The following is a 26125-nucleotide window of genomic DNA, read 5'->3' on the forward strand; positions in this document are numbered from 1 at the left end:
CCGCCGTGCCGCCGTGCTGTGCCTCGCCCTGGTCGCCGGGGGCGCGGGGGCCGCTCCGCCTCCGAAGGCTCCGGCCAAGAAGGCACCGGCCCCCCACATCGACCGCGAGGCGATGCGCGAGGCGATGGACTCCGCCGCGCAGGACGACCCCGCCGCGTCGTCCGCCAGTTACGCGCACTACCTCCAGTCGCGCCTGCTGCACCTGGAGGGCAACCACCGGGGCGCGGTGGACGAGCTGCGGCTGGCGCTCGCCACCGATGATGGCAACCCGCGCCTGCTCACCCAACTGGGCGAGGAGTACGCGCGCCTGGGAGACCTGGAGCGCGCCGAGCGCGAGCTGCGCCGGGCGGTGGAGAAGGCCCCCACGTACTACCCCGCGCACGTGCTCCTGGGCCGGGTGCTGATGGAGTCCGGCCGCCTCTCGCGCGCTCGCCAGCACCTGCGCCGCGCGATGACGCTGCGCCCGCGCGACCCGGAGGCGTACCTGGTGCTGTCTCAGCTCCACCTGGACGCGAAGGCGCCGGATGAAGCGGTGAAGGTGGTGGAGGCGCTCGCGCACGCGCTGCCCGGGGAGGCCTCCGGTTACCGGCGGCTGGGGCTGGCGCTGGCCGAACGCGGCGACACGGCCCGCGCCGAGCGGCTGCTCACGAAGGCCGCCGAGCGGGACCCGGGGGACGTGGAGGTGTGGTCCACGCTCGCCCGCATGTACGAGGACGCGGGGCGGGCGAAGGAGGCCGAGGACGCGCTCGCACGCGCGCTGGAGGCGGATCCGGACAGCCGCGAGGTGCTGTTGTCGGCGGGCCGCGCCGCGCTCAAGGGCGGTTCGGTGACGCGGGCCCGGGCGTACTTCGACCGGCTGCTGTCGCTGTCGTCCTCACCGGAGTTGGCGGTGCGGGTGGCCTTCAGCTACCTGTCCGCGCACCAGTCCTCCGCCGCGGAGGCCGTGCTGGACGCCGCCCGGAAGGACGCGCCGGACGAGCCCCGGCTGGCCTACTACGCGGGCCTCGTCGCGGAGCGGATGCGCCGCTTCTCCACCGCCGCCACGGCCTTCGCCGACGTGCCCGCCAACTCGGAGGTGTTCCTCGACGCCCGGGTGCGGCGGGCCCGCTGCCTGTCGCTGGCGGGAGAACACGCCCGGGCGCTGGTGCTCTACCGCGCCGCCGTGAAGGAGACGCCGGAGGACCTGGAGCTGCGCGTCGCCTATGCCCGGGCGCTGGAGCGCGGTGGTTCGCCCGCGAAGGCGGAAGGCGTGCTGCGCGAGGCCCTGGGAGGGGAGGGCGCGGCGATGGCCTACGAGGCGCTGGCCTCCCTGCTGGAGCGCCAGGGCCGCCCCGCGGAGGCGCTCACGCTCTTGCGCGACGCCGTCGCCCGCTCGCCCAGGGATCAGGACCTGCTCTTCTCCCTGGGCGCCGCGCTGGAGCGCCAGGGGGACGTGGCCGGGGCGCTGTCGCGGATGCGGACGGTGCTGGTGGTGGCGCCGGAGCACTCGGCGGCGATGAACTTCATCGGCTACCTGCTCGCGCAGCACGGCCGGGACCTGGACGAGGCGGAGCGGCTGGTGCGGCGCGCGCTGGCGCTGAGGCCCGACAGCGCGGCGTACGTGGACTCGCTGGGTTGGGTCTATTTCCAGCGCGGCGAGGCACGCAGGGCGGTGGAACTGCTGGAGCGCGCGGTGGAGCTGGCCCCCGACGAGCCCGCCATCCTGGAGCACCTGGGGGATGCCTACCTCAAGGCCGCCCGCGCCACGGATGCCGCCGCGTCCTGGAAGCGCGCGCTGGACGTGCTCACCCTGGAGCCGGAGGCCGCCGAACCCGCCGGCCAGCGCACGGCGTTGGAGCGCAAGTTGAAGGCGCTACCCTCGCCAGCGCCGGGCCGCTAAGGTCCCGGCACCCATGGCCCGCCACGACGAAGGCTTCTTCACCGGCAAGGACAACACCCGGCTGTTCTGGACGCTGGACCTGCCGGACGCGGGAACTCCGCGCGCGCATGTCGCCATCGTCCACGGCTACGGGGACCACATCGGCCGCTACCGGCCCGTCATCGACGCGCTGGTGCAGGACGGCTTCGCGGTGCACGGCTTTGACTACCGGGGCCACGGCCGCGCCGACGGACGCCGCGCCTACGCCAGCAAGTGGCCCGAATTCCTCGACGACCTGGACGGCTTCTGGCAGCGCGTGCGCGCCGCCGCCGGCACCCAGAAGATCTTCCTGCTGGGCCACAGCCACGGCGGCCTGATGGCGGTGCACGCGCTGGCCAAGGGGATGGAGGGTCTCACCGGCGCCATCCTCTCCGCGCCCTACCTCAAGCTGGCCATCACCCCGCCCGCGGCGAAGGTCCTCGCCGCCCGCATGGTGGGCTCGGTGATTCCGTGGATGCATGTCAGCTCCGGCCTGACCCCGGACATGCTCAGCACCGACCCGGACATCCAGAAGGCGGTCGGCGAGGACCCGCTGTACATCACCTTCGCCACGCCGCGCTGGTTCGTGGAGTCCACGGTGGCCCAGGCGCAGGCGCTGCTCCTGGCGCCGAAGATTCAAGTGCCGCTGTTCGTGCTGTGCGGACAGGATGACGGGGTGGCGCTCCCCGCGACGGCGCGGGCCTTCTTCGAGGCGGCGGGGACGGCGGACAAGAAGTTCAAGGAGTACCCCGGCATGCGGCACGAGCCGCTCAACGAACGGGATCGCTCGACGGTGTTCCAGGACATCTCCGGCTGGATCTCCGCGCATCTCTGACATAATCAGGTCGCCCCGCTCCCATACGGAGCAGGCGCTGGCGAGGATCACCTCATGGCACAGGGTGAAACGGGCATCATTGGCAAGGGCATCGTCATCAGGGGCAACCTCACGGGCGGAGGAGACCTGGTCATCGAAGGACGCGTGGAGGGGCAGATCGCCCTGAAGAACCACCTGACCATCGAGGGCACCGGCAAGGTGCAGGCGGACATCCGCGCCGAGGAACTGACCATCAACGGAGAGGCGAGCGGCAACATCGACGCGTCGACCCGTGTGGCCATCAATGCCTCGGCGAAGGTTGCGGGCGACATCAAGGCCCCGCGCGTCGTCATCGAGGATGGGGCCGTGTTCAACGGCTCCATCGAGATGGACGTGAAGTTGCCGGACGACATCTAGCATCCACCGGGGTTCGTCCCACGGACCCCCCAGGCGCAAGCTTCGAGAAGGCGGACAACACTCATGGCGAATACGGTCATTGGTTCGAGCATCGTCATCGACGGGGAGATTTCCGGTGACGAGGTCCTGGTCATCCAGGGCACCGTGAAGGGGAAGATCTCCCTCAAGGAGAGCCTCTACGTGGAGGGCTCCGGCGTCGTCGAGGCGGACATCGACACGCAGAACGTGGAGATCGCCGGCCGGGTGACGGGCAACATCGTCGCCAGCGACAAGGTGGAGCTCAAGACGGACTGCCGCGTGGTGGGCGACATCAAGGCCCCGCGAATCCTCATCGCCGACGGTGCCTCCTTCAAGGGCAACGTCGACATGGACATGAAGGAGCGCTGATCCGTGGCCACCGCCAAGGAGCTCGCAGACAATGCCGTGGACAACACCGTGGTGGGGCCTTCCATCCTCATCAGCGGTCGTCTCACGGGTGACGAGGACCTCACGGTCCGCGGGCGCGTCGAGGGTGAACTGACCCTCAGCCGCACCCTCATCGTGGAGCCCTCGGGCGTGGTGAAGGCCAACGTGGCGGTGAAGAACGCCATCGTCAGCGGCGTGGTGGTGGGCAACATCAACGCCACCGAAAGCGTGGAGCTGACCCGCGAAGGCCGCATGGTGGGCGACATCCGCGCCCCCCGCGTCATCATCGTGGACGGCGCCAGCTTCCGCGGCCGCGTGGACATGGGCGACGTGGAGCCGGGCCGTCTGCCGGCCGAGCGCCCCACCGTCGCGCGCCCCCAGGCCGTCACGCGTCCCACGGTGCGGCCCGGCGCCACGCCGCCGCGCCCCCCGACGCCTCCGGCGGCGCCCCCGCGCGCCCCGACCCCGCCGCCGCCCCCAGCGCGTCCCGCGCCCACGAGCACGGCGCCGGCCACGGTGGTGTCCCGGCCGTTGGCTCCGGCCAGCAAGCCGCTGCCTCCGCCGCCGCCCGCGACGCCCACGTTCACCCCGCGCGCATCCGAGCCGCCGCGCCCGCCTCCCACTGAGCAGGCGAGCAGTGCTTCGAGACCCATGTCTCCCGTGGTGGCGGCTGGCGCGAAGAAGAAGGTCGTGGTGAAGAAGTCCCGTTAGAGCCCGCCCACCGCGCCGTCATTTCCGGCGGCGCGGGGGTGGAACAACCGGGGGTGCCACCATGGACGCCGAGCACAGGGCCGAGGGACAGGAAGGAATGCCGGGCACGCCTGGGGAGAACGCGACGCCGTCCCAGCAGGAGGGCGCGTCCGAAGCGTCTCCGCCGGAGTCTGGCGAGGGCGTGGCAGGGCCGCCGCACGCGCAGGGCGCGGGTGGGGAAGTGACTTCGGAAGGCGCCTCTCAGGCGGGAGCGGGTGGCGACGCCGTGAGTGGAGCGCAAGCGGAATCAATCAGTGGAGCGGGTGACGCCTCCGGGGCCCCGGTGGATGCCGGTGCTGGCCCCATGGACACGCGCAGCGGTGGCACCGACGCGGGCAATGCGGATGCGTCGTCCACGACGGGCTCCGAGGCAGGCGCGGCGTCCGGGACGGACGTCGATGCCGGTGCTTCATCCGGAACCGGCGGCGATGCGGACGCGGCGTCCGCGACGAGCCCTGATGCAGGTGCTTCATCCGGAACGGGCGGCGAGATGGGTGGTGCCTCCGCGACGGATTCCGAGTCAGGTGTGGCCTCTGGAACGGGTGTCGACGCGGGTGGAACGACCGACGCCGCGACGGGCTCCGAGTCCTCCACCGAGAACGCGGGCCCGGGCCGCTACGTCGAGCTGCCGTCGGGCGGTGACGCGACGGAGGCCCCTGCCGAGGCGAAGGACGAGACGCGCTCCGGCCCGGTGTCGGGCGTGGACGCCGCGCTCTTGAGCGCGGGCATCTGGGACGTGGCGAGCCGTGCGAGCCAGGAAGAAGCGCCCGGCCCGGATGGCGGCGCCAAAGAAGACGTGGCGACCCCGCCGGACGAGGCGCCCCTCGCGGAGGACGTGGAGCCCCGCGTGATGGGACAGGTGACGGCGATGGTGTTGCCGCTGGAGCGACTGGAGGAGGACACCACCTTCCGTCTGCGGGACGAAGGCGACGTGTCCGAGCTGGCCACGGACCTGGCGCGGCTGGGGCAGCTGTTCCCGGTGGACGTGCGCCCGCGCGGCGACGAGCGCTACCAGCTCATCTGCGGCTTCCGGCGCGTGGCGGCGCTGAGATTCCTCAAGCGCGACCAGGTGCAGGTCCGCGTGCACGAGGAGCTGTCCGACGAGGACGCGCTGCTCCTGTCCCTGGCGGAGGCCATCCACGCCTCGCCGGTGGAGCACGACACGCTGGCGGCCAAGCGGGCCTCGCTGGAGGCCGAAGGCCGGCTGACCGCGCCGGTGCGCGACATGCTGGAGAAGGCGCTCGCCACCGAGGATTCGCTGGCGCCCGAGGGCGTGGAAGAGGAGATCGACGCGGATGAGCTGGCGGCGGACGTCGCGCAGCGCATGGGCGCCCTCAACCAGGACCTGTCGCTCCTGGCGGACGTGTTCTCCTCGCTGGATGAATCCCGGCGCGCGGAGCTGCTGATGCAGGTCCGCTACTCGGCGGAGCTGGTGAAATACCTGGAGGGTCTGTAGGCCATGGCGGAACCGCTCACTCGCGACCGCGCCCGGCTCCTGGAGGTGCTCACCCAGCGCTCCTTCGAGCGGCGGCGCGTGGTGCTCTCCTCCGGCAAGGAGTCGGACTTCTACATCGACTGCAAGCGCACGGCGCTGCTCGCCGAGGGCCACTACCTCGTCGGCCGGCTGCTGCTGGAGGCCATCCGGCGCGACGCTCCGTCGGCGGTGGCGGCGGGTGGGCTGACGCTCGGCGCGGATCCGCTCGCGTCGGCGGTGAGCCTCACCAGCTTCCTGGAAGGCACGCCGCTGCACGCCTTCATCGTGCGCAAGGAGCCCAAGGGCCACGGCACCGGCCAGTGGATTGAAGGCCTGTCCGCGCTGGGCCCCGGTGCGCCGGTGGCCATCGTGGAGGACGTGGTGACGACGGGCGCGTCCACGCTCAAGGCGATTGAGCGGGCGAAGCTGGAGGGCCTGACGGTGCTGGGCGCCTTCGCGCTGGTGGACCGGCTGGAGGGGGGACGCGAGGCCGTGGAGGCTTCCGGCCACCGCCTCACCACGTTGTTCACGCGCAAGGACTTCATCCCGTGAGAAGGCTGCTGTTGGCCGTGGTGCTGCTGGGCGTGTTCGGCGGTTGCGCCAACGCCCCCCCCTTCATCGGGGAGCCCGCGCCCACGTTGGATGATCCGAAGGCGGAGTCCGCGTACCTGGCGGCGCTGGACCGGTACTCGGACCGCAAGGAGATCTACGACGGCTTCGACACGCGCATCTTCGCGGGGGCCACGCTTCAGACGCCCACCTTCCGCGACGCCCGCGTCCGCCGCCGCGCGCTCTTCCAGACGCTGCCCGCGGCGAAGGTGGAGGCCCTGCTCGCCGAGGAGCAGGCCGAGGCCGCGAAGTTCCACGAGTTCTTCCTGGGCGTGCACGTCAATGACATGCGCTACGACGACTTCGCCAACCGCAACAGCATCTGGCGGCTGGCCCTGGTGACGCCCGCGGGAGAAGTGACCCCCGTGGAGGTCCGTCGCATCGGCCGCGCCGACCTCAACGTGCGCGCCTACTACCCGTACACCACGCTCTTCTGGGTGGCCTACCGCGTCCGCTTCCCGCGCACCTTCACCGAAGGCCAGCCCGTCATCCCCGAAGGCACTGAGCAGGTGATGCTGCGCGTGGCCTCCTCGCTGGGGAAGGCGGAGCTCAAGGTGCACGCGCGCTGAAGCCCGCGGCCGGCGGCCCTCAAGTCTGCTGGCCGTCCTTGAGCCACTTCGACGTCACCGGCATCGTGGGCCCCGCGAGCAGGCGGTCCAACAGCGCGTCCGGCGAAGGGCTCACCGCGAAAGGCATCGCCTGGGTCTCCGGCACGAAGCCCGCCTCCACCATGCGCTGCACCAGCGCGAGCAGCGGCTGGAAGAAGCCGTCCACGTCCAACAGGCCCATGGGCTTGCGGTGCAGCCCCAGCTGGGCCCAGGTGACGATCTCGAACAGCTCGTCCAGGGTGCCGAAGCCGCCGGGCAGGGCGATGAAGGCGTCCGCGCGCTCGGCCATCAACGCCTTGCGCGCGTGCATGGAGTCCACCCGGTGCAGCTCCGTCAGGCGCGGGTGGCCCAGCTCCTTCGCGTCCATGAAGTGGGGCAGCACGCCCACGGCCTTGCCGCCGCCCGCGAGCACCGCGTCCGCCACCGTGCCCATCAGCCCCACGCTGGCGCCGCCGTAGACGAGCGTCAGCCCCCGCCGGGCCAGCGCGGCGCCCAGCTTCGTGGCCGCGTCGCGGTACTCGGCGCGCACGCCGGAGCGGGAGCCGCAGAAGACGCAGACGCTGCGCACGTTCGCTTCGGCCATGTCAGAAACCTCCGCGCCGTTCGGGGTGGGCGGCGACCAGGGCCAGGGCCGCGGCGATGAACAGCAGCACGGGGATGGCGCGCGCGTAGAACTTCCGGCCCTGGCGCAGGGCCATGCCGCACGGCAGTCCGAAGAGGAACCCGCCCAGGTGTCCCGCCCAGCTCACGCCGGGCAGCAGGCTGATGACCGCCACCTGCACCAGCCAGAAGTACAGGTCCTTGCGGCCCTGTTGCGTGGCGATGGGCAGCATCGCGCCGCCCCAGCCGAGGATCATCCCGGAGGCGCCCACCGTCTGGACGTTGAAGTTGAAGAAGAGCGCGAACGCGGAGCCGCCCAGCGCGGTGACGAGCGACAGCGCCAGGAACCGCAGGCTGCCGATGCCGCGCTCCAGCGTCTGGCCCATCGTGAAGACGACGGACATGTTGAAGAACAGGTGCAGCGCGTTGCCGTGCTCGAACACCATGCCCAACAGGCGCCAGTACTCGCCGGCCTGCACCGCCGGGCCGAAGAGGGCCAGCGGCTTCAGGACTCCCACCACCGTCCCGTCCGGAGCCACCAGCGTCTGGCCCAGCGAGCGGCCCAGGAAGAACATCGCCACCGCGCCGGCCATCAGCGCGTAGCAGACGTACGGGCGGGGCAGGGCGACCTGCGGCCCCCGGGGCCCCGGCGGCGGGCCGTCCCCATCGCGGTTCTCCGGCGGGCGTCCGGGTTCGTCTCCCAGGCCGGTGGGGCCCGGCAGGTCATTCTGCGTGCGGCGCGGACTGGACATGGGGGCTCACAGCTCCCGGGACAGCACGGTGTCGCGCGTGCCCTGGTGCTCGTCGGTGTGGGGGTAGTCCAGGGTGTAGTGCAGGCCCCGGCTCTCCTTGCGACGGCTCGCGCAGTCCACGATGAGGTGCGCGACCTCCGCGATGTTGCGCAGCTCGATGACGTCGCGGGTCACCTTGAAGCGCCAGTAGTAGTCGCGGATCTCCTCGCGCAACAGCTCCAGCCGCCGCCGCGCGCGCATCAGCCGCTTGTCCGTGCGCACGATGCCGACGTAGTTCCACATCAGGCGGCGGATCTCATCCCAGTTGTGGGCGACGACCACGCGCTCGTCGGAGTCCACCGCGCTGCCGGAGTCCCACTCGGGCGGCTCCTCCTTGGGATGCGTCAGCGAGGAAATCTCCTCCGCCGCCACCTTCACCGCGCGGTGGCCGAACACCAGGCCCTCCAGCAGGGAATTGGACGCGAGCCGGTTGGCGCCGTGCAGGCCCGTGGAGGACACCTCGCCAATGGCGTAGAGGCCCGGCACGTTGGTGCGCCCGTGCAGGTCCGTCACCACGCCGCCGCACTGGTAGTGGGCCGCGGGCACGACGGGGATGGGCTGCACGGCCATGTCGATGTTGAAGGCCTTGCAGGTGGCGTAGATGTTGGGGAAGCGCTCGGTGACGTACGCGCGGCCCAGGTGCGTCATGTCCAGGTAGACGCAGTCGTTGCCCGTGCGCTTCAACTCCGCGTCGATGGCGCGCGCCACCACGTCGCGCGGCGCCAGGTCCCTCAGGGCGTGGTAGCGCTCCATGAAGGCCTGCCCGTCCTTGAGCCGCAGCTTGCCGCCCTCGCCGCGCAGGGCCTCGCTGATGAGGAAGCTCTTGGCCTCCGGGTGGAACAGGCAGGTGGGGTGGAACTGGTAGAACTCCATGTTCGCCACGCGCGCGCCCGCGCGGTACGCCATGGCCACGCCGTCACCCGTCGCGACGTCCGGGTTGGACGTGTACAGGTACACCTTGCCCGCGCCGCCGGTGGCCAGCACCGTCACCTTGGAGAGGAAGCGCTCGATGCTTCCGTCCTCCATCAGCGCGTACACGCCCACGCACCGGCTGGCGGAGGGCGAGTGCGGCTTGCGGTCCAGCATCAGGTCGATGGCGGCCGTGTTCTGGAAGAACGTGATGTTGGGGTGTTCGTCGCACGCGGCCAGCATGGCGCGCTGCACCTCGCGGCCGGTGATGTCGCCCGCGTGGATGACCCGGCGGGCGGAGTGGCCGCCCTCGCGCGTGAGGTCGAACTCGCCGCCAACCCGCCGGTCGAACTCGGCGCCCAGGGCGACGAGCTGTCGCAGGCGCTCAGGGCCTTCTCGCACGGTGACCTCCACCGCGTCCCGGTGGCACAGCCCCGCGCCCGCCACGAGCGTGTCCTCGATGTGGGAATCGAAGGTGTCGGTGGGGGCCAGCACCCCGGCGATGCCCCCCTGCGCGTAGGCGGTGTTGCCTTCGCCTCGCTCGCGCTTGGTGAGCACGGCGACGGTGCCGTGCTGGGCCGCCTGCAGGGCGAACGACAGACCCGCCACGCCTCCGCCCAGGACCAGGAAATCAAACCGATGGGGCATGGCGAACAGGCTTAATGGCGGTAAGTGCTGGAAACAAGGCGTTTTCTTGAGGACTTTCCGGCGGTTGTCTAAGGTTTCGGCCGCCGCCATGCGTGTCCTCACCTCCCTTGTCGCCCTGCTGACCCTCGCCCCCGCAGCGTCGTTCGCCGACGGCATCTACAGCTACGTGGAGAAGGACGGCACGATCGTCTACACGAACGTGCCGCCGGCGGGCTCGCGCAAGGCGCGCAAGCTGGCCGGCACCTTCACGCCCGCGCCCGCCACCAGCGCTCCGGTGCGGGGCCGTTCGCGCACGCCCGAAGAGCTGGATCCGCACATCGCCAAGGCGGCCCTGCGCTACCGCATCCCGTCCGCGCTGGTGCGCGCCATCATGCACACGGAGAGCAACTTCAACCCGAACGCGCTCAGCCACAAGGGCGCCAGCGGGCTGATGCAGCTCATGCCGGCCACCGCGTCGGACATGTACGTGAAGGACATCTTCGACTCGAAGGAGAACATCGAGGGCGGCGTGCGCTACCTGCGCGTGCTGGCCAACATGTTCGACGGCGACATGGTGAAGATGGTCGCCGCCTACAACGCCGGGCCTGAGGCCGTGAAGAAATACGGAGGCCAGGTGCCGCCGTACGCGGAGACGCAGGCGTACGTGCGCAAGGTCGTCCAGCTCTACTACCACTACAAGGAGCGCGAGCGGCTCGCCCAGGCCGAGGCCAGCAGCCGTGAGCCCACACCCGAGAATGACGACGCGCACGAAGGGGACGAAGGAGCCGGGCCCCGCTGACGAGGAGTTCCTCCAGCAGCTCTACCGCGGAAGCGAACTGCTGGGCGCCGGCAAGGTCATTGAAGCGAAGGACTTCCTGGAGCGTGCGCACCAGCTCCAGCCGCGTCACGAGAAGGCCCAGAATCTCCTGGGCCTGACCTATTTCAAGCTGGGCCTCTTCGACCGCGCCGCCGACCTGTACGAGATGCTCGTGCGGGACAACCCGGTGGACCCCACGCTGCGCGTCAACCTGGGGCTCGTCTACCTGAAGACGAACGCGCTCCAGCGCGCGGCGCGCGAGTTCGAGACCGCCACCGACCTGGCCCCGGACCACAAGAAGGCCCACAACTACCTGGGCCTGACCTTCGCCCAGATGGGTGAGTACGGCCGCGCGCGCGAGCACTTCCTCTTGTCCGGCAGCGATGCCATGGCGGAGAAGATGTCGCGCGCCATCGCCGGCGAGGGCTTCAGCCGGCCCCCCGCGCCCGCCCGTCCGCGCGACGCGGAAGGCAGCGAAGGGGAGGGCGCGTCCGCCGCCTCCACCGGTTCGGGCGAGAACGACTGGGGCGCCCAGTTCGGCCTCGACGAGGCCCCCCCGAAGCCTCCCGCCGCTGGGACCCGGGAGGGCCGCGCTCCCGTCGCGGGAACGCCGCCGCCGCGTCCCTCCGACGACGAGCTGCGCTTCGACGAGGACGAAGGCCCGTCCACGGGCACCCAGTCCTCGTCCTCCGGAGCGGCGATTCAAGAGGAAGAAGAGCCAGGCCTCGCCGCCGGTTCGACCGCCTCCGACGACGACGAGGCCCGGGAGCTGGCCGAGGCGACGGACGCGTACACCTCCGGTGAGGACGTAGAGGTGTCCGACGAACTGCCCCCGACCCCAGTGTCGGAGGAGATTGAAGTCTCCGAGGAACCCGGCACCGCCTTCGAGGAGACCTCCGCCGCGCTGGCCGTGAGCGGTTCCCCCGCGTCGGTGCGCGCCGCGCTGGCCGTGACGCCGACCTCCGCCGCGACCGGATCCGGACCCGGCGTGAACCCACCGATGCTCACCGCGTGGGCGCCCACGGCGGTGCTGCTGGGCGTGTCATCGGATCAACCCTTCGTGCAGGGGCCGGCGAGCGTCGCGGTGGCGGTGAACGGCGAACTGCTCACCCGGCTGGAGGGGCTCATCGCCGTGCAGGGACAGGTCACCTTCCAGCCGGAGATGAAGCGCTTCCGGGGCCGGGCCACGGACAAGCCCTTCGGTGAGGGCGTCCAGGCCATGGTGCGTGCCCGGGGCCAGGGCACCCTGTACCTGGAGCCGGCCGCCTCGCGGCAACTGGTGGCCATGGTGCTGGACGACGAGTCCGTCTACCTGCGCGACGCGTGCGTCTTCGCCTTCGAGGAGCCGGTGGTGTTCGAGAACGGCCGCGTGCCGTCGGACCTGGCGCCTGATCTGGACCTCGTGCACCTGCGTGGGCAGGGGCGGGTGCTGCTGAGCCTGTCGGGGCCGCTGCGCTCGGTGCCGGTGACGATGGACGCGCCGGTGTCGGTGCCCCTGTCGCACCTGGTGGGCTGGCTGGGAAATCTCACCCCGCGTGTGGTGCCGCTGCTCCAGTCCGCTGGAGGGGAGACACTGCGCTCGGCGGTGGAGTTGGGCGGTGAAGGTTTTGCCCTCATCGCACTCGGGGTCCGGTAGAAAGCGCGCCCATGGCCACGGACCGAGCTCTCAGGAAGCAGAAGAAGCGCGAGGAGCGGGCCCGCAAGCGCGCGAACCGCCGTCCCAGCATCCTGGTGCAGGAGTTCTGGAACCTGCCCAACATGCTCACGTTGGGGCGGATCCTCATCATCCCCCTGTTCGTCTGGCTCACCTACGACGCGGATCCGCTCCACTCGCTGCTCGCGGGGCTCGTGTTCGCGGTGGCCTCCATCACCGACGTGGTGGACGGCTACCTGGCGCGCAAGTGGAACCTCATCACCGTGGTGGGCAAGTTCATGGACCCGCTGGCGGACAAGCTCATCGCCATGGCCGCCCTGGTGATGATGGTCCGCCTGGGCCGCATCGCCGCCTGGGTCGTCATCGTGCTGCTGGCCCGGGAGTTCATCGTCAGCGGCCTGCGCACCATCGCCGCCAGCGAGGGCATGGTCATCGCCGCCGGCCAGGAGGGGAAGTGGAAGACGTCCCTCCAACTCGTCGGGATCATCTCCCTGTGCGTCCACTACGTGCATCCCCTGAACCTGGGATTCCAGACCGTCACGGTCGACTACAACCAGGTGGGCAAGGTGCTCGTGTACCTGTCGAGCGCGTTCTCCGTGTGGAGCGCCGTCGTCTACTTCCGCGCCTTCCTGGCGATGCTCGCCCGGAGGGGTGGCGCGGATCCGGATGCGAAAAGTGTTTGACGGGTCCGACGGCCCTCTGTATACCCCATCTCACTTCCGGCGCGGCACCGCCCGACGGAAAGCAGCAAGCGGTACGGCAGTCCTGATGCGGGAATAGCTCAGCGGTAGAGCATCGCCTTGCCAAGGCGAGGGTCGAGGGTTCAAATCCCTTTTCCCGCTCCAAAAAATAAAGGCCCTCTGGGAAACCAGGGGGCCTTTTTCTTTTCCAGACGTGGTTCCCAGGAAGTGCACGCGAGGCTTGCGCGGCGCACCGTGGCGAGCGACCGGACGGGCGTGTCCGCGAGCGCCCGGAGGTCCCGTTGCTCACCTCTTCCGCTTCGCATGATGTATGGATGGCCCTGCATGCTTCGCAACCTGCGTGAGCTCTACCAATACCGGGGCCTCCTGCTCAGCCTGACCCAACGGGAGCTCAAGGCGCGGTACCGGAATTCGGTGCTCGGCTTCCTGTGGACGTTCCTCAACCCGATGCTGCAGATGGGCGTCTACTCCCTGCTCTTCACCGTCTACATGCGGCAGAAGATCGAGGGGTACACCTTCTTCGTGTTCGTGGGCCTGCTGCCGTGGATCTGGTTCTCCACGTCCCTGGGCGCCGGGGCCAGCGCCATCAGCGACCGGCGCGACCTGCTCACCAAGGTGCGGTTCCCCGCGCAGGTGCTGCCGGCCACGGTGGTGGTGACCAACCTGTGCAACTACGTGCTGTCACTGCCCTTGATGATCGGGCTGGGGCTGCTGCTGGGCTACGTGCCCACCTGGCATGTGGTGGCCTTCCCGGTGGTGCTGCTCACCCAGCTGAGCATGACGGTGGCGCTGGTCTACATCGTGTCCGCGTTGAACGTGACGTTCCGGGACCTGCAGCAGATCATCGCCAACCTCCTGACCATGTGGTTCTTCGTCACGCCCGTCTTCTTCCGGGTGGACACGCTGCCTGAAGTCGCCCAGGCCCCCCTCGTGCTGCTCAACCCGATGGCGGTCATGGTGACGTCCTACCAGGCCATCTTCTACGAGCACCGTCTTCCCAATCCGGGGCCGCTCCTCATGTGGATGGGCATCTCCTTTGGGCTGCTCTGGGTGGCCGCCGGCATCTTCGAGCGTCGGCGCGAGGACTTCGCGGAGTTCATATGAGCAGCGACCTCGCGTCGCCGGACGCCATCGTGCTGCGGAACGTGGTGAAGAGCTTCCGCAAGAGCACCATCCGGCGCGAATACACGACCATCAAGTCGGAGCTGATCCGCATGCTCCGGGGCAAGCGCGACGTGGACGGCAAGTCCATGATCGAAGCGCTCCGGGGCGTGGATCTCGTGGTGCCCCGCGGCAAGACGGTGGGCATCATCGGGCGCAACGGCTCCGGCAAGAGCACGCTGCTCAAGCTCATCTGCGGAATCTACACGCCGACGACGGGCACCATCGACATCCACGGGCGGATCAGCGCGCTCCTGGACCTGGGCGCGGGCTTCCACCCGGACTTCTCCGGCCGGGAGAACATCCTCATCAACGGCATCATCCTGGGGATGACTCGCGCGGAGGTGAAGGCCCGGATGGAGGAGATCATCACCTTCAGCGAGCTGGGTGACTTCATCGACGAGCCGGTGCGCACCTACTCCAGCGGCATGTACATGCGGCTGGCGTTCTCGGTGGCCACGCACGTGGACCCGGACATCCTCATCATCGATGAGATCCTGGCCGTGGGCGATGAGCACTTCGGCAAGAAAAGCCTCGCGAAGATGACGGAGTTCAAGCGGGCCGGGAAGACCATCGTCATCGTCACCCACGACCTGGGGACGCTGGAGCGCTGGTGCGACCTGGGCGCGTGGATCGACGCGGGCCGCATCCGCGAGTTCGGTCCTCCCGCGGAGGTCATCAAGAGCTACAAGCGCGCGGTGGCGCTGGCCGAAGAGCGCGGCATGGCGATGGAGTCGCCCGCGCTGGCGTCCGACGGCGGGGCCCTGCCTTCGCTCGCGGCGGCGCCCTCCGCGCCTTCGCCGGTGGAGGTGGACGCGGTGGGACTGCTGCGCCGGGACGGCACCGTGGCGGAGTGGGTGGACACCGAGGACGGGGTGGAGCTGTGCGTGGGGTTCACCACGCGGACGCCCACGCCGGGGCTGGGCTTCGGCCTGGAGCTGACGCGCGCGGACGGCGTGGTCGTCTACGGCACGGACACCTTCGTGGAGCGCGTGCCGTTCCGGGCGGAGACGCCGGGCAGCGGGTCGGTGCGCTTCGTCGTCGACCGGCTGGGGCTCACGGCGGGCCGCTATGCGTTCACGGTGACGGTGCGGGATGCGGCCGGGCAGGTACTGCAGAAGCGTGAAGCGGCGTGTGCCTTCGAGGTGCGCTCCGGCGTCCAGGACGTGGGCGTGACGCGGCCGGTGCACCATTGGGTCGTGGAGGGCGTCGGGGCGTGCGTGGCGCCGGTGCGAGACGTAGGCTCGTGAGCAGACGGGATGCGGCAGGCCGGGGGGAGCCGGGCATCTGGCTGGGCATCGTGCTGTACCGGAACCCGACGCGGGAGCTGGAGCGGTTGTGGACGTCGCTCCAGTGGAACCGCGACGCCGTGGGGGCTCCCGGCTTCCGCGTGACGTGGCTGGACAACTCGCCGGACGACTCGCTGCGGGACGTGGTGACGCGGCTGGATGCCCGGGCGGACTACCGGTACTCCGGACACAACCTGGGCTTCGGCGGCGCGCACAACCGGCTGATGGCGGAGGCCTTCGGGACGGCCGGGGTGCGCCACTACATCTGCGTGAACCCGGATGGGGTGCTGCACCCGGACTGCGTGCGCGAACTGGTCCACGAAGCGGACCGGCTGCCGGACACCGGCCTGGTGGAGGCGCGGCTGTTCCCGGATGAACACCCCAAACCCTATGATCCGGTGACGGGGGAAACGCCGTGGTGCAGTGGGTGCGTGCTGCTCGTCACCCGGAAGTTGCATGCCCGGGCGGGGGGCTTCGACGAGCGTTTCTTCATGTACTGCGAGGACGTGGACCTGTCGTGGCGCGCGCGAGCCCTGGGGCTGTCCGTCCGGGTGGCACCGGCGGCGCGGGTGCACCACTACACGGTCACCCGGGAGGAGAGTCCGCTGCGGGAGCGGATGGTGCGCCGCAGCGCTGCCCTGCTGGGGGCGAAGTACGGCAACGCCACCTTCATGCGCGACCGCCTTCGGGAGTACTCCGCGCTGGGGGGCGAACCGTTCGCCGTGCCCGAGGTCGTGAACCCGGGGTGGCGCTTGTCGCGGATCGCTGAGTTCGGCCACCACCTGGAGTTCGCGCGGAGGCGCTGGTGAACGCCATTCCAGAGGCGGTTCCCACAGCCGACGCCGGGGAGCGGCTGACCGCGCTGGTGCTGTCGCGCGTGCGCGCCGGGGCGGTGGTGTGCCTGGTGGGCGGGTCCACACCGCTGGCGGCGGCGCTGCGCACTCACGGGTGTGACGTGCGCGAGCAGCCCGGACCGGGGTGGACGCGGCCCGAGGGCGCCGAACCGTCCCACGTGGTGCTCACCGGTGACGCCGTGGCGCACGTGCTGACCGGCGGGCTGGAGGTGCTGCGGCAGGAGGCCCCCCGGGCCGAGGTGCTGTTCCAACTGCGCAACGCGGGCGCGGCCCGTGCGCTGCTGGAGACGTGGCTTGGCACCGCGCCCGTGCGCGCCGGCATTTCGGAGCAGGGGATGCTGCGGCGGCTGTCCGACGCGGGCTATCGCATCGCCCACCGGGAGGTCCTGCCCTGCGCGTCGAGGTCCACCCCCCTGGCGGAGGACACCGAACAGGCGCTGCGGGCGTTGCTGGCCCAGCTCTCTCCGTCCACGCAGGTGGAGGAGGGCCTCTACGCCGTCGTCCCGGAGGCGCCCGCGCGGGCGCTTGAACCGGGGCTGCTGAGCGTCGTGCTCGTGCATGACCCGCGCGCCTCCGCCGCGACGCTGGATGAAGCCCTCTTCGCGTTGGCGTGTCAGGAGCAGCAGCCGCTGGAGCTCCTGCTCGCGGTGCCAGAGGGCGGTGAGCTGTCCGCCGCCGAAGCCTCGCTGCGGCGCTACGCGACGCTGGGCACCTTCCAGCCGCGCATGGTGCGTGCTCCGGCGGGCGACCTGCATGCGGAGGCCTTCCGTCAGGCCCGGGGCCAGTACCTGGCGCTCCTGGATGCCCGGTGCCTGGTGTATCCGCGCCACTACACACGGCTCGTCCATGCGCTCCAGGAGGGCAGCGCGGCCTGGGCGGTGGCCCGCTCCTTCCGCACCGAATGGGCGTCCGGTTCCGGGGCCATGCCCTATGTTCGCGCGAAGGTGCCGTTTCCGCTGGGTGAGCAGTTGGAGGTGCAGCACTTCGCGACCCATCCGGAGCTCATCCACGCGCTGGTCATCGACCGGACGCGGATCGGTCCCTTCCCGCTGACCGGGGTGGGGCAGGGTGGAGGGGTCGGGGACCTGGCGGTGCGGCTGGGTGCGCTCTTCGTGCCTGTGTTCCTCGCCGGCATCGCTTCGTGTGAAGTGCGTGGGCCGTGTCTGGCTCAGGGCGTCGGTGCGGCCCCCGTCGCGTCGGACCCCTGGCTGCTGCGCCGCGTGAGCGCCTGGACCGGCGCGGTCGGGCAGGCCCGCGAGGAGGCTCTGCTGGCGCGTGAGTTCCGCCACCGCCTCGTGGATGGGGTGAATGCGCGCCTTCACGCCATCCCCTGGGTCCACGACACGCTGCGGGCGCTGGCGGACCGGCTCAAGCTCGACCGCAACTCCTGAGCCGGCCATGAACCACTCCACCCACAGTGGGGGGCTTCCGCCGCCGCTCGACGCCTTCACGCAGGTGCTGGGCTTCGATGTGCCCCCGTCCCATCGGGCTCGCTGGGGCCCGGCCATCACCACCGCGAAGCGCCTGGGCACGGTGGGGCTCGGGCCCGTGCAGCGGCTGCTGCTTGCGCGTCAGGTCGGCTTCAACGGACTGCTGGCATCGCTCCTGCGGCACCCGGAGCGGACGCTGCCGGAGCGCGTGCGGAGGGAACTCGCACCGCTCGCGGAGCCTTTGCCGCTGGGCGCCCGGGCGACGTGGCTGCCGGCGGCGCCGGGCCTGCGCGAGCAGCGGGCCTGGAACGAGGCCCTCGTGGCGTTGCTGTCCGGGACGGAATGGCCCCTGCGGACCGACGGTGTGCGCGGGCCCCTGGAGGCCCTGGAAGCCCGCAGTGACGTGCTGGCGATGCAGGCCCCGGGGACCGTGGGGCTTCCGTTGTGGCGCGAGGTGTGGCGTCGGCAGATTGGCTTCAACCATGCCTGTGTCCGGACCTTGCGGCACATGCTGGGCGCGGCCCGTCCCGTCCTGGTGATGCCAGCGCCAGAGGCCTACGCGCGCGTTGCCCGCGAACAGGAGACACGTGACATCAGGGCCGCGACCGTCGCGCTCGAACGGCTGACACGGCGGCCCCTCTTCAGCATCGTCACGCCCGCATGGGAGACGCCGCTCGATGTGCTCCAGGCGTGCGTCGCGTCCGTGACGGCGCAGGTCTATCCGCACTGGGAGCTGTGCATCGTGGACGATGGCTCGCGGGGTGGGGATGTCGCCGCCGCGCTGCGACAGCTCGCCGCCGGGGATGCGCGCATCCGCTTCGAACGGCTGCCGGAGAACCAGGGCATCGCTCGCGCGACGAACGCCGCGCTGGCCATGGCCACGGGGGAGTACGTCGGGTTCCTCGACCATGATGATCTGCTGGCCCCGCATGCGCTGGCGGAGGTGGCGCTGCGCCTGGCGTCCGCTCCCGACACGGAGGTCCTCTACTCGGACGAGGACAAGGTGGATTCGGAGGGCCAGCGCTTCGCGCCCTACCTGAAGCCGGAGCTGTCGCCGGAGCTGCTGCGCGCGGTGAACTACGTGTGCCACTTCCTGGTGGTGCGCACGTCGCTGCTTCGCGAGGTTGGCGGCATCCGGCAGGGGTTCGAAGGCGCGCAGGACCATGAGCTGCTGCTGCGCCTGATGGAGCGCACGAGACGCTTCGCCCACATTCCGAAGGTGCTCTACCACTGGCGCACGTTGCCCGGCTCCACCGCCACCGATGCCAGCGCCAAGCCCGCCGCGTCCGAGGCCGGTCGCCGCGCCGTGACGGCGCACCTCGAGCGGGTGGGGGAGACCGCGACGGTCGAGACCGCCGCGCCGGGGCTGTACCGGATCCGCCGTCCGATTGCGCATCGCCCACGCGTGTCCGTGCTGTTGTCGCGTGAGAGCACCGAGGCCGAACTCTCATCGCTGCTCGCCCTGACGGACAGCCTGGACGTGGAAGTGCTCGTGCCTGTCTCCGAGGGAGACGGGCCGGGGCGTTCATCGACGGATGCGCGGGCCTTGATGGATGCCGAGCTGACGCTCGACAGCGTGGACGTTTCGTCGTCGGTCGGTTCCTCCGCGAAGGTCGTGCGCATCTCGGTGGCTGATGCGCTGACTCCCGGCGCCGTGGCGAACAGGCTGCTGCGTGCATCGAGCGGGGAGCTGGTGCTGAGCCTGGAAGCCGGGACGCTGCCGACCGAACCGGGTTGGCTCGCGGAGCTGGCTTCACAGGCCCTGCGGCCCGACGTGGGCGTGGTGGGCGCGCGGATCCTTTCCCCTGGCGGGCACGTGCTGCACGCGGGCCTGTGCTTCGGCTCGGAGGGCCAGATGCTGCGGCCCTTCGCGGGGCTGCCGGATCCGTCGCTCCGGGACTTCGGCGGTTCGCACTGGCCGCGAGACCTGCTGGCCGTCTCCTGTGCCTGCGCGATGATCCGTCGCGACGTGCTGGAGTCCCTGAGCGGATGGGACGAGACCTTCATGTCGGAGGAGGCCCGGGGCGCGGAGCTGTGCTTGCGCGTGGGCGCTCGGGGCCTTCGCGTGCTGTACACCCCTCACGCGCGACTCGTGAGGACCCATGCGCGGGGTGGTGGCGACGACGCACGAGATGCCCTCCGACTGCGCGAGGCCTGGGCGCGTCACCCTCGCACCCCGCGAGGGGACCCCTTTGGCCATCCGTGCTTCGAACCGTCGGATGCGGAAGGAACGGGCCGATGAGCGAAGTGCCTGAAGGCCGGCGCCAGAAGCTGGCCCGCCTGACGCGGGATGCGGCCCACGAAGTGCGCATGGGCCTGACGCGGCCCATCGTCCACCTGTGGCCCGAGCCAGCCACGGGAGTGACCGCCGACAGCGGAGGCCCCTTCGAATGGCACGCCGACGGCGCCGGTGCCCTCCTGGTCCTCACGTCCGACGCGGCACCGCTGCCCACGGGCTGGACGGAGCTCTCCTTCCGACTCCGCACCGAAGCCCCTGGCGCCGCATCGCCCGTGCTCGTCGTGGACACGGGCGTCGCGGGGGCTGAACAGAGCATCCGGCTTCCGCTGGATGCCCACGGTCGTGCTCGCGTCCTCGTGCGACTTCCGGAGGCCGTGCTCGCGCTGCGCCTGGGCCCGGTCAGCCGCGCCACGCGCTTCCGCCTCACCGATGTCCGTGCCGTACGCGTGGGCCGGACAGAGGCCGCGCTGCGCACCTCCTGGCCCCTGGCCCTACGACTCGCGCGGGAGCCCCAGCGCATTCCCCAGGTGGCCCGGCGCTACCTGGGCGCCCTGCGCACCGGGGGACTCCAGGGCGTGGACGGGGTGCTGGGCCAGAAGTCCCAGGGCACGCTCTCGCTCGAAAGCTACGACGACTGGGTGGCGCAGTACGACACGCTCACCGACGCGGACCGCGAGTCCCTGCGCCGCACGGTGGAGGCCCTGCCCTGGAAGCCAAGGGTGTCCGTGCTGATGCCCACCTACGACACGCCGGAGGTCTGGCTTCGGCGGGCCATCGACTCCGTGCGCGCGCAGCTCTATCCCCACTGGGAGCTGTGCATCGCGGACGACGCCTCCCGTCAGCCCCACGTGCGCGCCGTGCTGGAGGACTATGCCCGGCGCGATGCTCGCATCCGCTACGTCGTCCGGCCCGCCAACGGGCACATCTCCGCGGCCTCCAACTCCGCGCTGGAGCTGGCCAACGGCGAGTTCATCGCGCTCCTCGACCACGACGACGAACTCACCGAGGATGCCCTGGTCCGGGTGGTGGAAGTCCTCAACGCGCACCCCGACGCGGACGTCGTCTACAGCGACGAGGACAAGATCGAACCCCAGGGTCGCCGGTTCGATCCGTACTTCAAGCCCGCGTTCAACCTGGACCTGTTCCGCACCCAGAACCTCATCAGCCATCTGGGTGTCTACCGCACGGAGCGCGTGCGCGAGGTGGGCGGCTTCCGCGTGGGCTTCGAAGGCAGTCAGGACCACGACCTGGCCCTGCGCGTGGTGGAGCGCACCCCGCCCGAACGCATCCAGCACGTCCCGCGCGTGCTCTACCACTGGCGCGCCATCCCCGGTTCCACCGCGCTGGACGTGGGGGAGAAGGGCTACGCCAGCACCGCCGCGCGCAGGGCGCTCCAGGAGCACCTGGACCGGACGGAGCCCGGTGCGCGCATCGAGCCGGGACCCAACGCCTCGCTCCACCGCGTCCGCCATCCGCTGCCCACACCCCGGCCCCGCGTCACCGTCATCCTCCAGGCCCGGACCGCCTCCGAGGCCACGGCCCGTCTGGACGCCTGGCGGGCCACGGCGGACGGGTGGGACGTGGACTGGCGCGTGGCCTCGGGAAGTCCCGAACGGGTCTCCGCGTCCGCCAACGAAGCCGCGCGCGACGCCCCTGGCGAGGTGCTCGTCTTCCTCGACGCGGACCTGTCTCCGGACAGCGAGGACTGGCTCGCGGAGCTGGTATCGCAGGCCCTGCGGCCGGAGGTGGGCGCGGTGGGCGCGAAGCTGTTCGCGCCGGATGGCCGCGTCGAACACGCGGGCTTCGTGCTGGGCATGGGCGCGGACGGCGTCGCCGGAGGTCCGTACCGGGGCCTGTCCCGCGAATCCACCGGCCATGTCGGCCGCGCGGCGGTGCAGCAGCGGGTGTCCGCGGTGAGCGCGGCGTGTCTCGCCGTGCGACGGAGCGTCTTCGAGCGCGTGGGCGGCTTCGACGCGGGCGTCCTGCCCGGTCCCTGGCGTGACGTGGACCTGTGTCTGCGGCTCGCGGCGCACGGTCTGATGACCGTCTGGACGCCGCACGCGGTGTTGATCCACGCCACCGTCCCCGCGTCACCTGAAGCAGACCTGCTGTCCTCCTCGGCGGCCACCGTGTTCAAGGCACGGTGGAAAGAAACAGTGGACGACGACCCCTTCCACAGCCCCAACCACGCACTGGGAAACGGCCCCCTGCGCTTCGCCTGGCCCCCGCGTCCGGTGCGTTGATTCGCTCGCTGGAGAAAGCCGCATGAGGGGTTCCCTCCCTGGAGAGCGAGCGGCCTGCCAGTCTTGACGCTCCCCAGGTGTGGTGACATGGAAGGGCGTTCACCATTGGGCAGGCGCCTGTTTGAAACTCCGCCTCCCGCGCCAACGCCTGGAGAGGGGGGCGTGCCTTCCATTCGCGAAGGCCGCGCCTTCCGGCACCACGACCATGCACCCACTGCTCAATCCCCTGGAACATCCTCTCAGCCTGACGCTCCCGAAGCGGCTGCTGGCCTCCTCCGCGTGGGTGGAGCACGTCCCGTTCGCGATGTTCATCGTGGACGTGCTCCGGCCCGGGACACTGGTGGAGCTGGGGACGCACACCGGGGTGTCGTACTCCGCGTTCTGCCAGACGGTGGACGCGCTGAAGCTGGAGACCCGCTGCCACGCGGTGGACACGTGGCAGGGGGACCCGCATGCCGGGTACTACGGTCCGGACGTGCTCGCGGACCTGCGCGCGCACCATGACCCGCTCTACAGCGGGTTCTCGCAGCTGCACCAGAAGACCTTCTCCGAGGCCGCCGACTCCTTCGCGGACGGCTCCATCGACCTGCTCCACATCGACGGCTGCCACGAGTACGAGCAGGTGAAGGCGGACTTCGAACAGTGGCTGCCCCGGATGAGCCCGCGCGGCGTCATCCTCTTCCACGACACCCGGGTGCGGGAGCGCAACTTCGGCGTCTGGCGGCTGTGGGAGGAGATTGAAGGCCGCTACCCCTCCTTCGAGTTCTTCCATGGCCACGGCCTGGGCGTCCTCGCCGTGGGGCCGGAGCAGCCGGAGGGCCTGCGCGCGCTGGTGGAGACGCGGGGCGAGGACCGGGAGCGCGTGAAGTCGGTCTTCGCCGCCCTGGGCGCGCGGCTGTCGCTCCTCCTGGAGGGCCAGACCCTGAGGACGGAGTACGGCCGGGTGAGCCAGCAGGTCGCGGAGGGTGCGCAGCGGATGGCGCGGCTCCAGGCGGAGCTGGAGGCCTCCAACCAGCGGGCGCATGGCGCCGCCGCCGACCTGCGGGAACAGCAGGGGCGGCTCGCGAGGATGGGCCTGTCCCAGCAGATGCTGCAGGAGGAATTGGCGCGCAAGAACGCGCGCCTCGCGGAGCTCGACGCGCTGGCGTCGCACCAGGGAAGCCAGCTGGCGCACATCTCCGGAAGCCTCGCCTGGAAGACCATCAACCGGTACTGGTCCGTGCGCGAGCGCGTGCTGCCTCCTGGTACCCGGCGCGGCAACCTCTACCAGCGCGGCAAGCGGACGCTGCACTTCGTGGGCGCGAAGCTGGTGAAGCTGCCCACCGCGCGCCGCACGGCCCGCGCACTCAAGAGCGCCGCGTCCACGGCCGTCGTCCCGGCGCACGCCATGCCCCCGGTCCCCTCGGCACCCCCGGCACCCTGGACCCTGCCGCTGACGGAGCGCTCGCAGGCGAGCATGGGCCGGCGCGTCCTCATCATCGCGGAGCTGTCGCTGCCGCAGTGCAAGCGCTACCGCGTGGACCAGAAGGTCGCGATGTTCCACCGGCTCGGCTACGACGTCACCGTCCTGCGCTGGAACGACCACACCGACTGCAAGACGGCGCTCCAGTTCCACGGCCTGGTCATCTTCTACCGGGTCCCGGCGTTTCCCTCCGTCGTGGAGGTCATGGAGGAGACGAAGCGCCTGGGCATTCCCCACTTCTTCGACGTCGACGACCTCATCTTCGACGTGGAGGAGTACCAGCGGAACACCAACGTGCAGGCGCTGCCCCAGGCCGAGCGCGATCTGCTGCTCAACGGCGCCAGGCTCTACCGCAAGGCGCTCAGCCTGTGCGAACACGCCATCGCCAGCACGCCGACCATCGCGGAGCACATGGCCCGCGTCGTTCCGGGGAAGGTCTACGTCGTCGAGAACTGCCTGGACGACGGCATCCTGGCGCTGGCCCGGGAGATGGAGCAGCGGCCGTTCTCGGTGGCTCCGGGCACGGTCACCATCGGCTACGGCAGCGGCACCAAGACGCACGATGCCGACTTCACCATCGCGGCGGACGCCATCCTCGCGGTGATGGAGCGCCACGCGAATGTGCGCCTGGCCATCCACGGCTTCCTGGAGCTGCCCAAGGGATTCGAGCGCGTCTCCGACCGCGTCTTCCGCATCCCGTTCCTGGATGCCGAGGACTACCTGCGCGCGCTCGCGTCGTGGCAGATCAGCATCGCGCCGCTGGAGGCCACGCTCTTCAACGACGCCAAGAGCAACATCAAGTTCATCGAGGCGTCCATCTTCCGCGTGCCCGCGGTGTGCTCGGGCTCGGGTCCGTTCCGGGAGATCATCGAACACGGCCGCAACGGGATGATCGCCACGACCCGCGAGGAGTGGGAAGCGGCCCTGTCCGCGCTGGTGGCGGACGAAGGCCTGCGCAAGCGGATGGGCGAGGAAGGGCACCGCAGCGTGATGGCGCGCTACCACCCGGCGGTGGTGGCCACGGAGCGGCTCCAGCCCATCCTCCAGCACCTGCCGCCCGCGTCTCCTCCGCGCCTGAAGGTGCTGGAGGCCAACGTCCTCTTCGCGCCCCTGAGCTTCGGCGGGGCCACGCTCGTCGCCGAACAGTTGTCGCACCGGCTCCAGGCGGAGGGCTGCGACGTCACGGTGTTCACTGGCCTCATGAACTCGCCGCTGCCACCCTACGCGGTGGTGCGCTACGAGACGCAGGGCCTGCCCGTCATCGCCACGCAGCTGCCTCACGGTGGCGACCGCGCGCTCGACTACCAGAACCCGCGCATGGGGGAGACCTTCACCCAGGTCCTCAAGGCGGTGCGGCCGGACGTGGTGCACCTGCACTCCATCCAGATGCTGAGCGCGTCGCTCGCGACGGCGTGCGTCGCCGAAGGCATCCCCTACACCATCACCCTGCACGACGCGTGGTGGCTGTGCGAGCGGCAGTTCATGGTCAAGGAGGACGCCACCTACTGCAACCAGAAGGGAATCGACCTGCGCGTCTGCTCCAAGTGCGTGGCGGACACGCGCTTCACCTTCAAGCGCACGTTCGCGCTGCGCAAGGTGCTGGATGGCGCGGCCCTGCTGCTCACGCCCAGCGAATTCCAGCGCCAGCTCTACATCGCCAATGGCATCGCGCCGGAGCGCATCGTCGTGAACAAGAACGGCGTGCACCTGCCGTCCCAGTCCCGGCCCGAGCGCCGCGACAAGGCACCGCTGCGCTTCGCGTACCTGGGCGGCCGCGCCGTGCACAAAGGCTACTTCTGGCTCAAGGACATCCTCGAAGCGATGCCGGAGTCCCAGTACGTCCTGAAGATGACCGACATCCAACTGCGCATGGGCTCATCCTCCATTGATGCCAGGGATTGGAAGATCGCGGGCCGCGTGGAAGTCGTCCCGCCCTACGATCAGGAGGGGATGGATGCCTTCTTCGAAGGCATCGACGTGCTGCTCATGCCCTCCCAGTGCAAGGAGAGCTTCGGGCTGACGGTGCGCGAGGCGCTGGCCCGCGACGTCTGGGTGGTGACGACGTCGTCGGGGGGCGTCGACGAGGAGATCGTCGAGGGCGTGAATGGCAACCTCGTGGAGATGAACGACCCGGAGGGGTTCCGTCGCGCCTTGGGTGAGCTGCTGGCGCACCCGGAGCTGCTGGCGCACTACCGCAATCCCCGGCGTACCGCCGTGCGCGACTACGCGACCCAGGCCGACGAGCTTCGGGCCCTGCTGACGGCCCTCGTGAGCACGCCGGCCCGGAAGCGGGACGCGGGCCCCATCGCGGCCAGACAGTCGTGACGTGAAGTCGCCGGGCCTGCTGCCCACCCGGGGGCCCGGCGCTGGAGCG

The 26125-nt window shown here is 70.6% G+C and carries 21 protein-coding genes and 1 tRNA gene; 19 read left to right on the forward strand and 3 right to left on the reverse strand.

The window, feature by feature from the left end:
- Positions 1-112 precede the first annotated feature (112 nt).
- The 8 genes from OV208_RS16625 to OV208_RS16660 all read left to right on the forward strand — a co-directional run bounded on the left by OV208_RS16625 (position 113) and on the right by OV208_RS16660 (position 6935).
- The gene (locus tag OV208_RS16625; protein ID WP_267574851.1) at positions 113-1879 is read left to right on the forward strand and encodes a tetratricopeptide repeat protein; all 1767 of its coding nucleotides are present in this window, start codon (positions 113-115) and stop codon (positions 1877-1879) included.
- 13 nt (positions 1880-1892) lie between these two features.
- Entirely contained in the window at positions 1893-2732 is an 840-nt protein-coding gene (locus tag OV208_RS16630; protein WP_267574806.1) for an alpha/beta hydrolase, read from the forward strand.
- 54 nt (positions 2733-2786) lie between these two features.
- Positions 2787-3128: a bactofilin BacN gene (gene bacN / locus OV208_RS16635; protein ID WP_120537550.1), complete on the forward strand. Its 342-nt coding sequence runs from the start codon at positions 2787-2789 to the stop codon at positions 3126-3128.
- A gap of 63 nt (positions 3129-3191) precedes the next feature.
- Entirely contained in the window at positions 3192-3515 is a 324-nt protein-coding gene (locus tag OV208_RS16640) for a bactofilin family protein (RefSeq protein WP_120537551.1), read from the forward strand.
- Between the two features lie 3 nt (positions 3516-3518).
- Positions 3519-4244, forward strand: a complete 726-nt coding sequence (locus OV208_RS16645) for a bactofilin family protein (protein WP_267574807.1) — start codon at positions 3519-3521, stop codon at positions 4242-4244.
- Positions 4245-4587: 343 nt separating this feature from the next.
- Positions 4588-5739: a ParB N-terminal domain-containing protein gene (locus OV208_RS16650; RefSeq protein ID WP_267574808.1), complete on the forward strand. Its 1152-nt coding sequence runs from the start codon at positions 4588-4590 to the stop codon at positions 5737-5739.
- A 3-nt stretch (positions 5740-5742) separates the two neighbouring features.
- Positions 5743-6309: an orotate phosphoribosyltransferase gene (gene pyrE / locus OV208_RS16655; protein ID WP_267574809.1), complete on the forward strand. Its 567-nt coding sequence runs from the start codon at positions 5743-5745 to the stop codon at positions 6307-6309.
- Complete coding sequence (locus OV208_RS16660; RefSeq protein ID WP_267574810.1) at positions 6306-6935, forward strand: hypothetical protein; 630 nt, start codon at positions 6306-6308, stop codon at positions 6933-6935. The genes pyrE and OV208_RS16660 overlap by 4 nt, the downstream gene beginning before the upstream one ends.
- 19 nt (positions 6936-6954) lie before the next feature.
- Here the strand turns inward: OV208_RS16660 and OV208_RS16665 are convergent, their stop codons facing one another.
- Genes OV208_RS16665 through nadB form a run of 3 tightly spaced genes read right to left on the reverse strand, consistent with a single transcriptional unit; the run spans position 6955 to position 9922 of the window.
- Positions 6955-7557, reverse strand: a complete 603-nt coding sequence (locus OV208_RS16665; protein WP_267574811.1) for a TIGR00730 family Rossman fold protein — start codon at positions 7555-7557, stop codon at positions 6955-6957.
- Position 7558: 1 nt separating this feature from the next.
- Positions 7559-8326: a rhomboid family intramembrane serine protease gene (locus OV208_RS16670; RefSeq protein ID WP_267574812.1), complete on the reverse strand. Its 768-nt coding sequence runs from the start codon at positions 8324-8326 to the stop codon at positions 7559-7561.
- A gap of 6 nt (positions 8327-8332) precedes the next feature.
- A complete protein-coding gene (nadB, locus tag OV208_RS16675; RefSeq protein ID WP_267574813.1) occupies positions 8333-9922 on the reverse strand; it encodes an L-aspartate oxidase in 1590 nt (529 codons plus the stop codon).
- A gap of 88 nt (positions 9923-10010) precedes the next feature.
- Between nadB and OV208_RS16680 the strand changes: the two genes are divergently transcribed.
- The 11 genes from OV208_RS16680 (at position 10011) to OV208_RS16730 (ending at position 26076) form a co-directional block, all read left to right on the forward strand.
- Complete coding sequence (locus OV208_RS16680; RefSeq protein ID WP_267574814.1) at positions 10011-10700, forward strand: lytic transglycosylase domain-containing protein; 690 nt, start codon at positions 10011-10013, stop codon at positions 10698-10700.
- The gene (locus OV208_RS16685) at positions 10657-12354 is read left to right on the forward strand and encodes a tetratricopeptide repeat protein (protein WP_267574815.1); all 1698 of its coding nucleotides are present in this window, start codon (positions 10657-10659) and stop codon (positions 12352-12354) included. The genes OV208_RS16680 and OV208_RS16685 overlap by 44 nt, the downstream gene beginning before the upstream one ends.
- 11 nt (positions 12355-12365) lie before the next feature.
- On the forward strand, positions 12366-13055 hold the full coding sequence (pgsA, locus tag OV208_RS16690) for a CDP-diacylglycerol--glycerol-3-phosphate 3-phosphatidyltransferase (RefSeq protein WP_120543389.1): 690 nt from the start codon (positions 12366-12368) through the stop codon (positions 13053-13055).
- Between the two features lie 87 nt (positions 13056-13142).
- Positions 13143-13217: transfer RNA gene (locus OV208_RS16695), tRNA-Gly, on the forward strand.
- Between the two features lie 180 nt (positions 13218-13397).
- Positions 13398-14177, forward strand: coding sequence for an ABC transporter permease (locus OV208_RS16700; protein WP_267574816.1), 780 nt, complete (start codon positions 13398-13400; stop codon positions 14175-14177).
- A complete protein-coding gene (locus OV208_RS16705; RefSeq protein WP_267574817.1) occupies positions 14174-15484 on the forward strand; it encodes an ABC transporter ATP-binding protein in 1311 nt (436 codons plus the stop codon). Before OV208_RS16700 ends, OV208_RS16705 begins: the two co-directional genes overlap by 4 nt.
- Positions 15481-16332, forward strand: coding sequence for a glycosyltransferase family 2 protein (locus tag OV208_RS16710; protein ID WP_267574818.1), 852 nt, complete (start codon positions 15481-15483; stop codon positions 16330-16332). Before OV208_RS16705 ends, OV208_RS16710 begins: the two co-directional genes overlap by 4 nt.
- Positions 16329-17768, forward strand: a complete 1440-nt coding sequence (locus tag OV208_RS16715) for a glycosyltransferase family 2 protein (protein ID WP_267574819.1) — start codon at positions 16329-16331, stop codon at positions 17766-17768. The genes OV208_RS16710 and OV208_RS16715 overlap by 4 nt, the downstream gene beginning before the upstream one ends.
- 7 nt (positions 17769-17775) lie before the next feature.
- Entirely contained in the window at positions 17776-20049 is a 2274-nt protein-coding gene (locus tag OV208_RS16720) for a glycosyltransferase family 2 protein (protein WP_267574820.1), read from the forward strand.
- The gene (locus OV208_RS16725) at positions 20046-22289 is read left to right on the forward strand and encodes a glycosyltransferase family 2 protein (protein ID WP_267574821.1); all 2244 of its coding nucleotides are present in this window, start codon (positions 20046-20048) and stop codon (positions 22287-22289) included. The genes OV208_RS16720 and OV208_RS16725 overlap by 4 nt, the downstream gene beginning before the upstream one ends.
- A gap of 205 nt (positions 22290-22494) precedes the next feature.
- Positions 22495-26076, forward strand: coding sequence for a class I SAM-dependent methyltransferase (locus OV208_RS16730; protein WP_267574822.1), 3582 nt, complete (start codon positions 22495-22497; stop codon positions 26074-26076).
- The last annotated feature ends 49 nt before the right edge of the window (positions 26077-26125 follow it).

The sequence above is a fragment of the Corallococcus sp. bb12-1 genome, from assembly GCF_026626765.1.
Taxonomy (GTDB): domain Bacteria; phylum Myxococcota; class Myxococcia; order Myxococcales; family Myxococcaceae; genus Corallococcus; species Corallococcus terminator.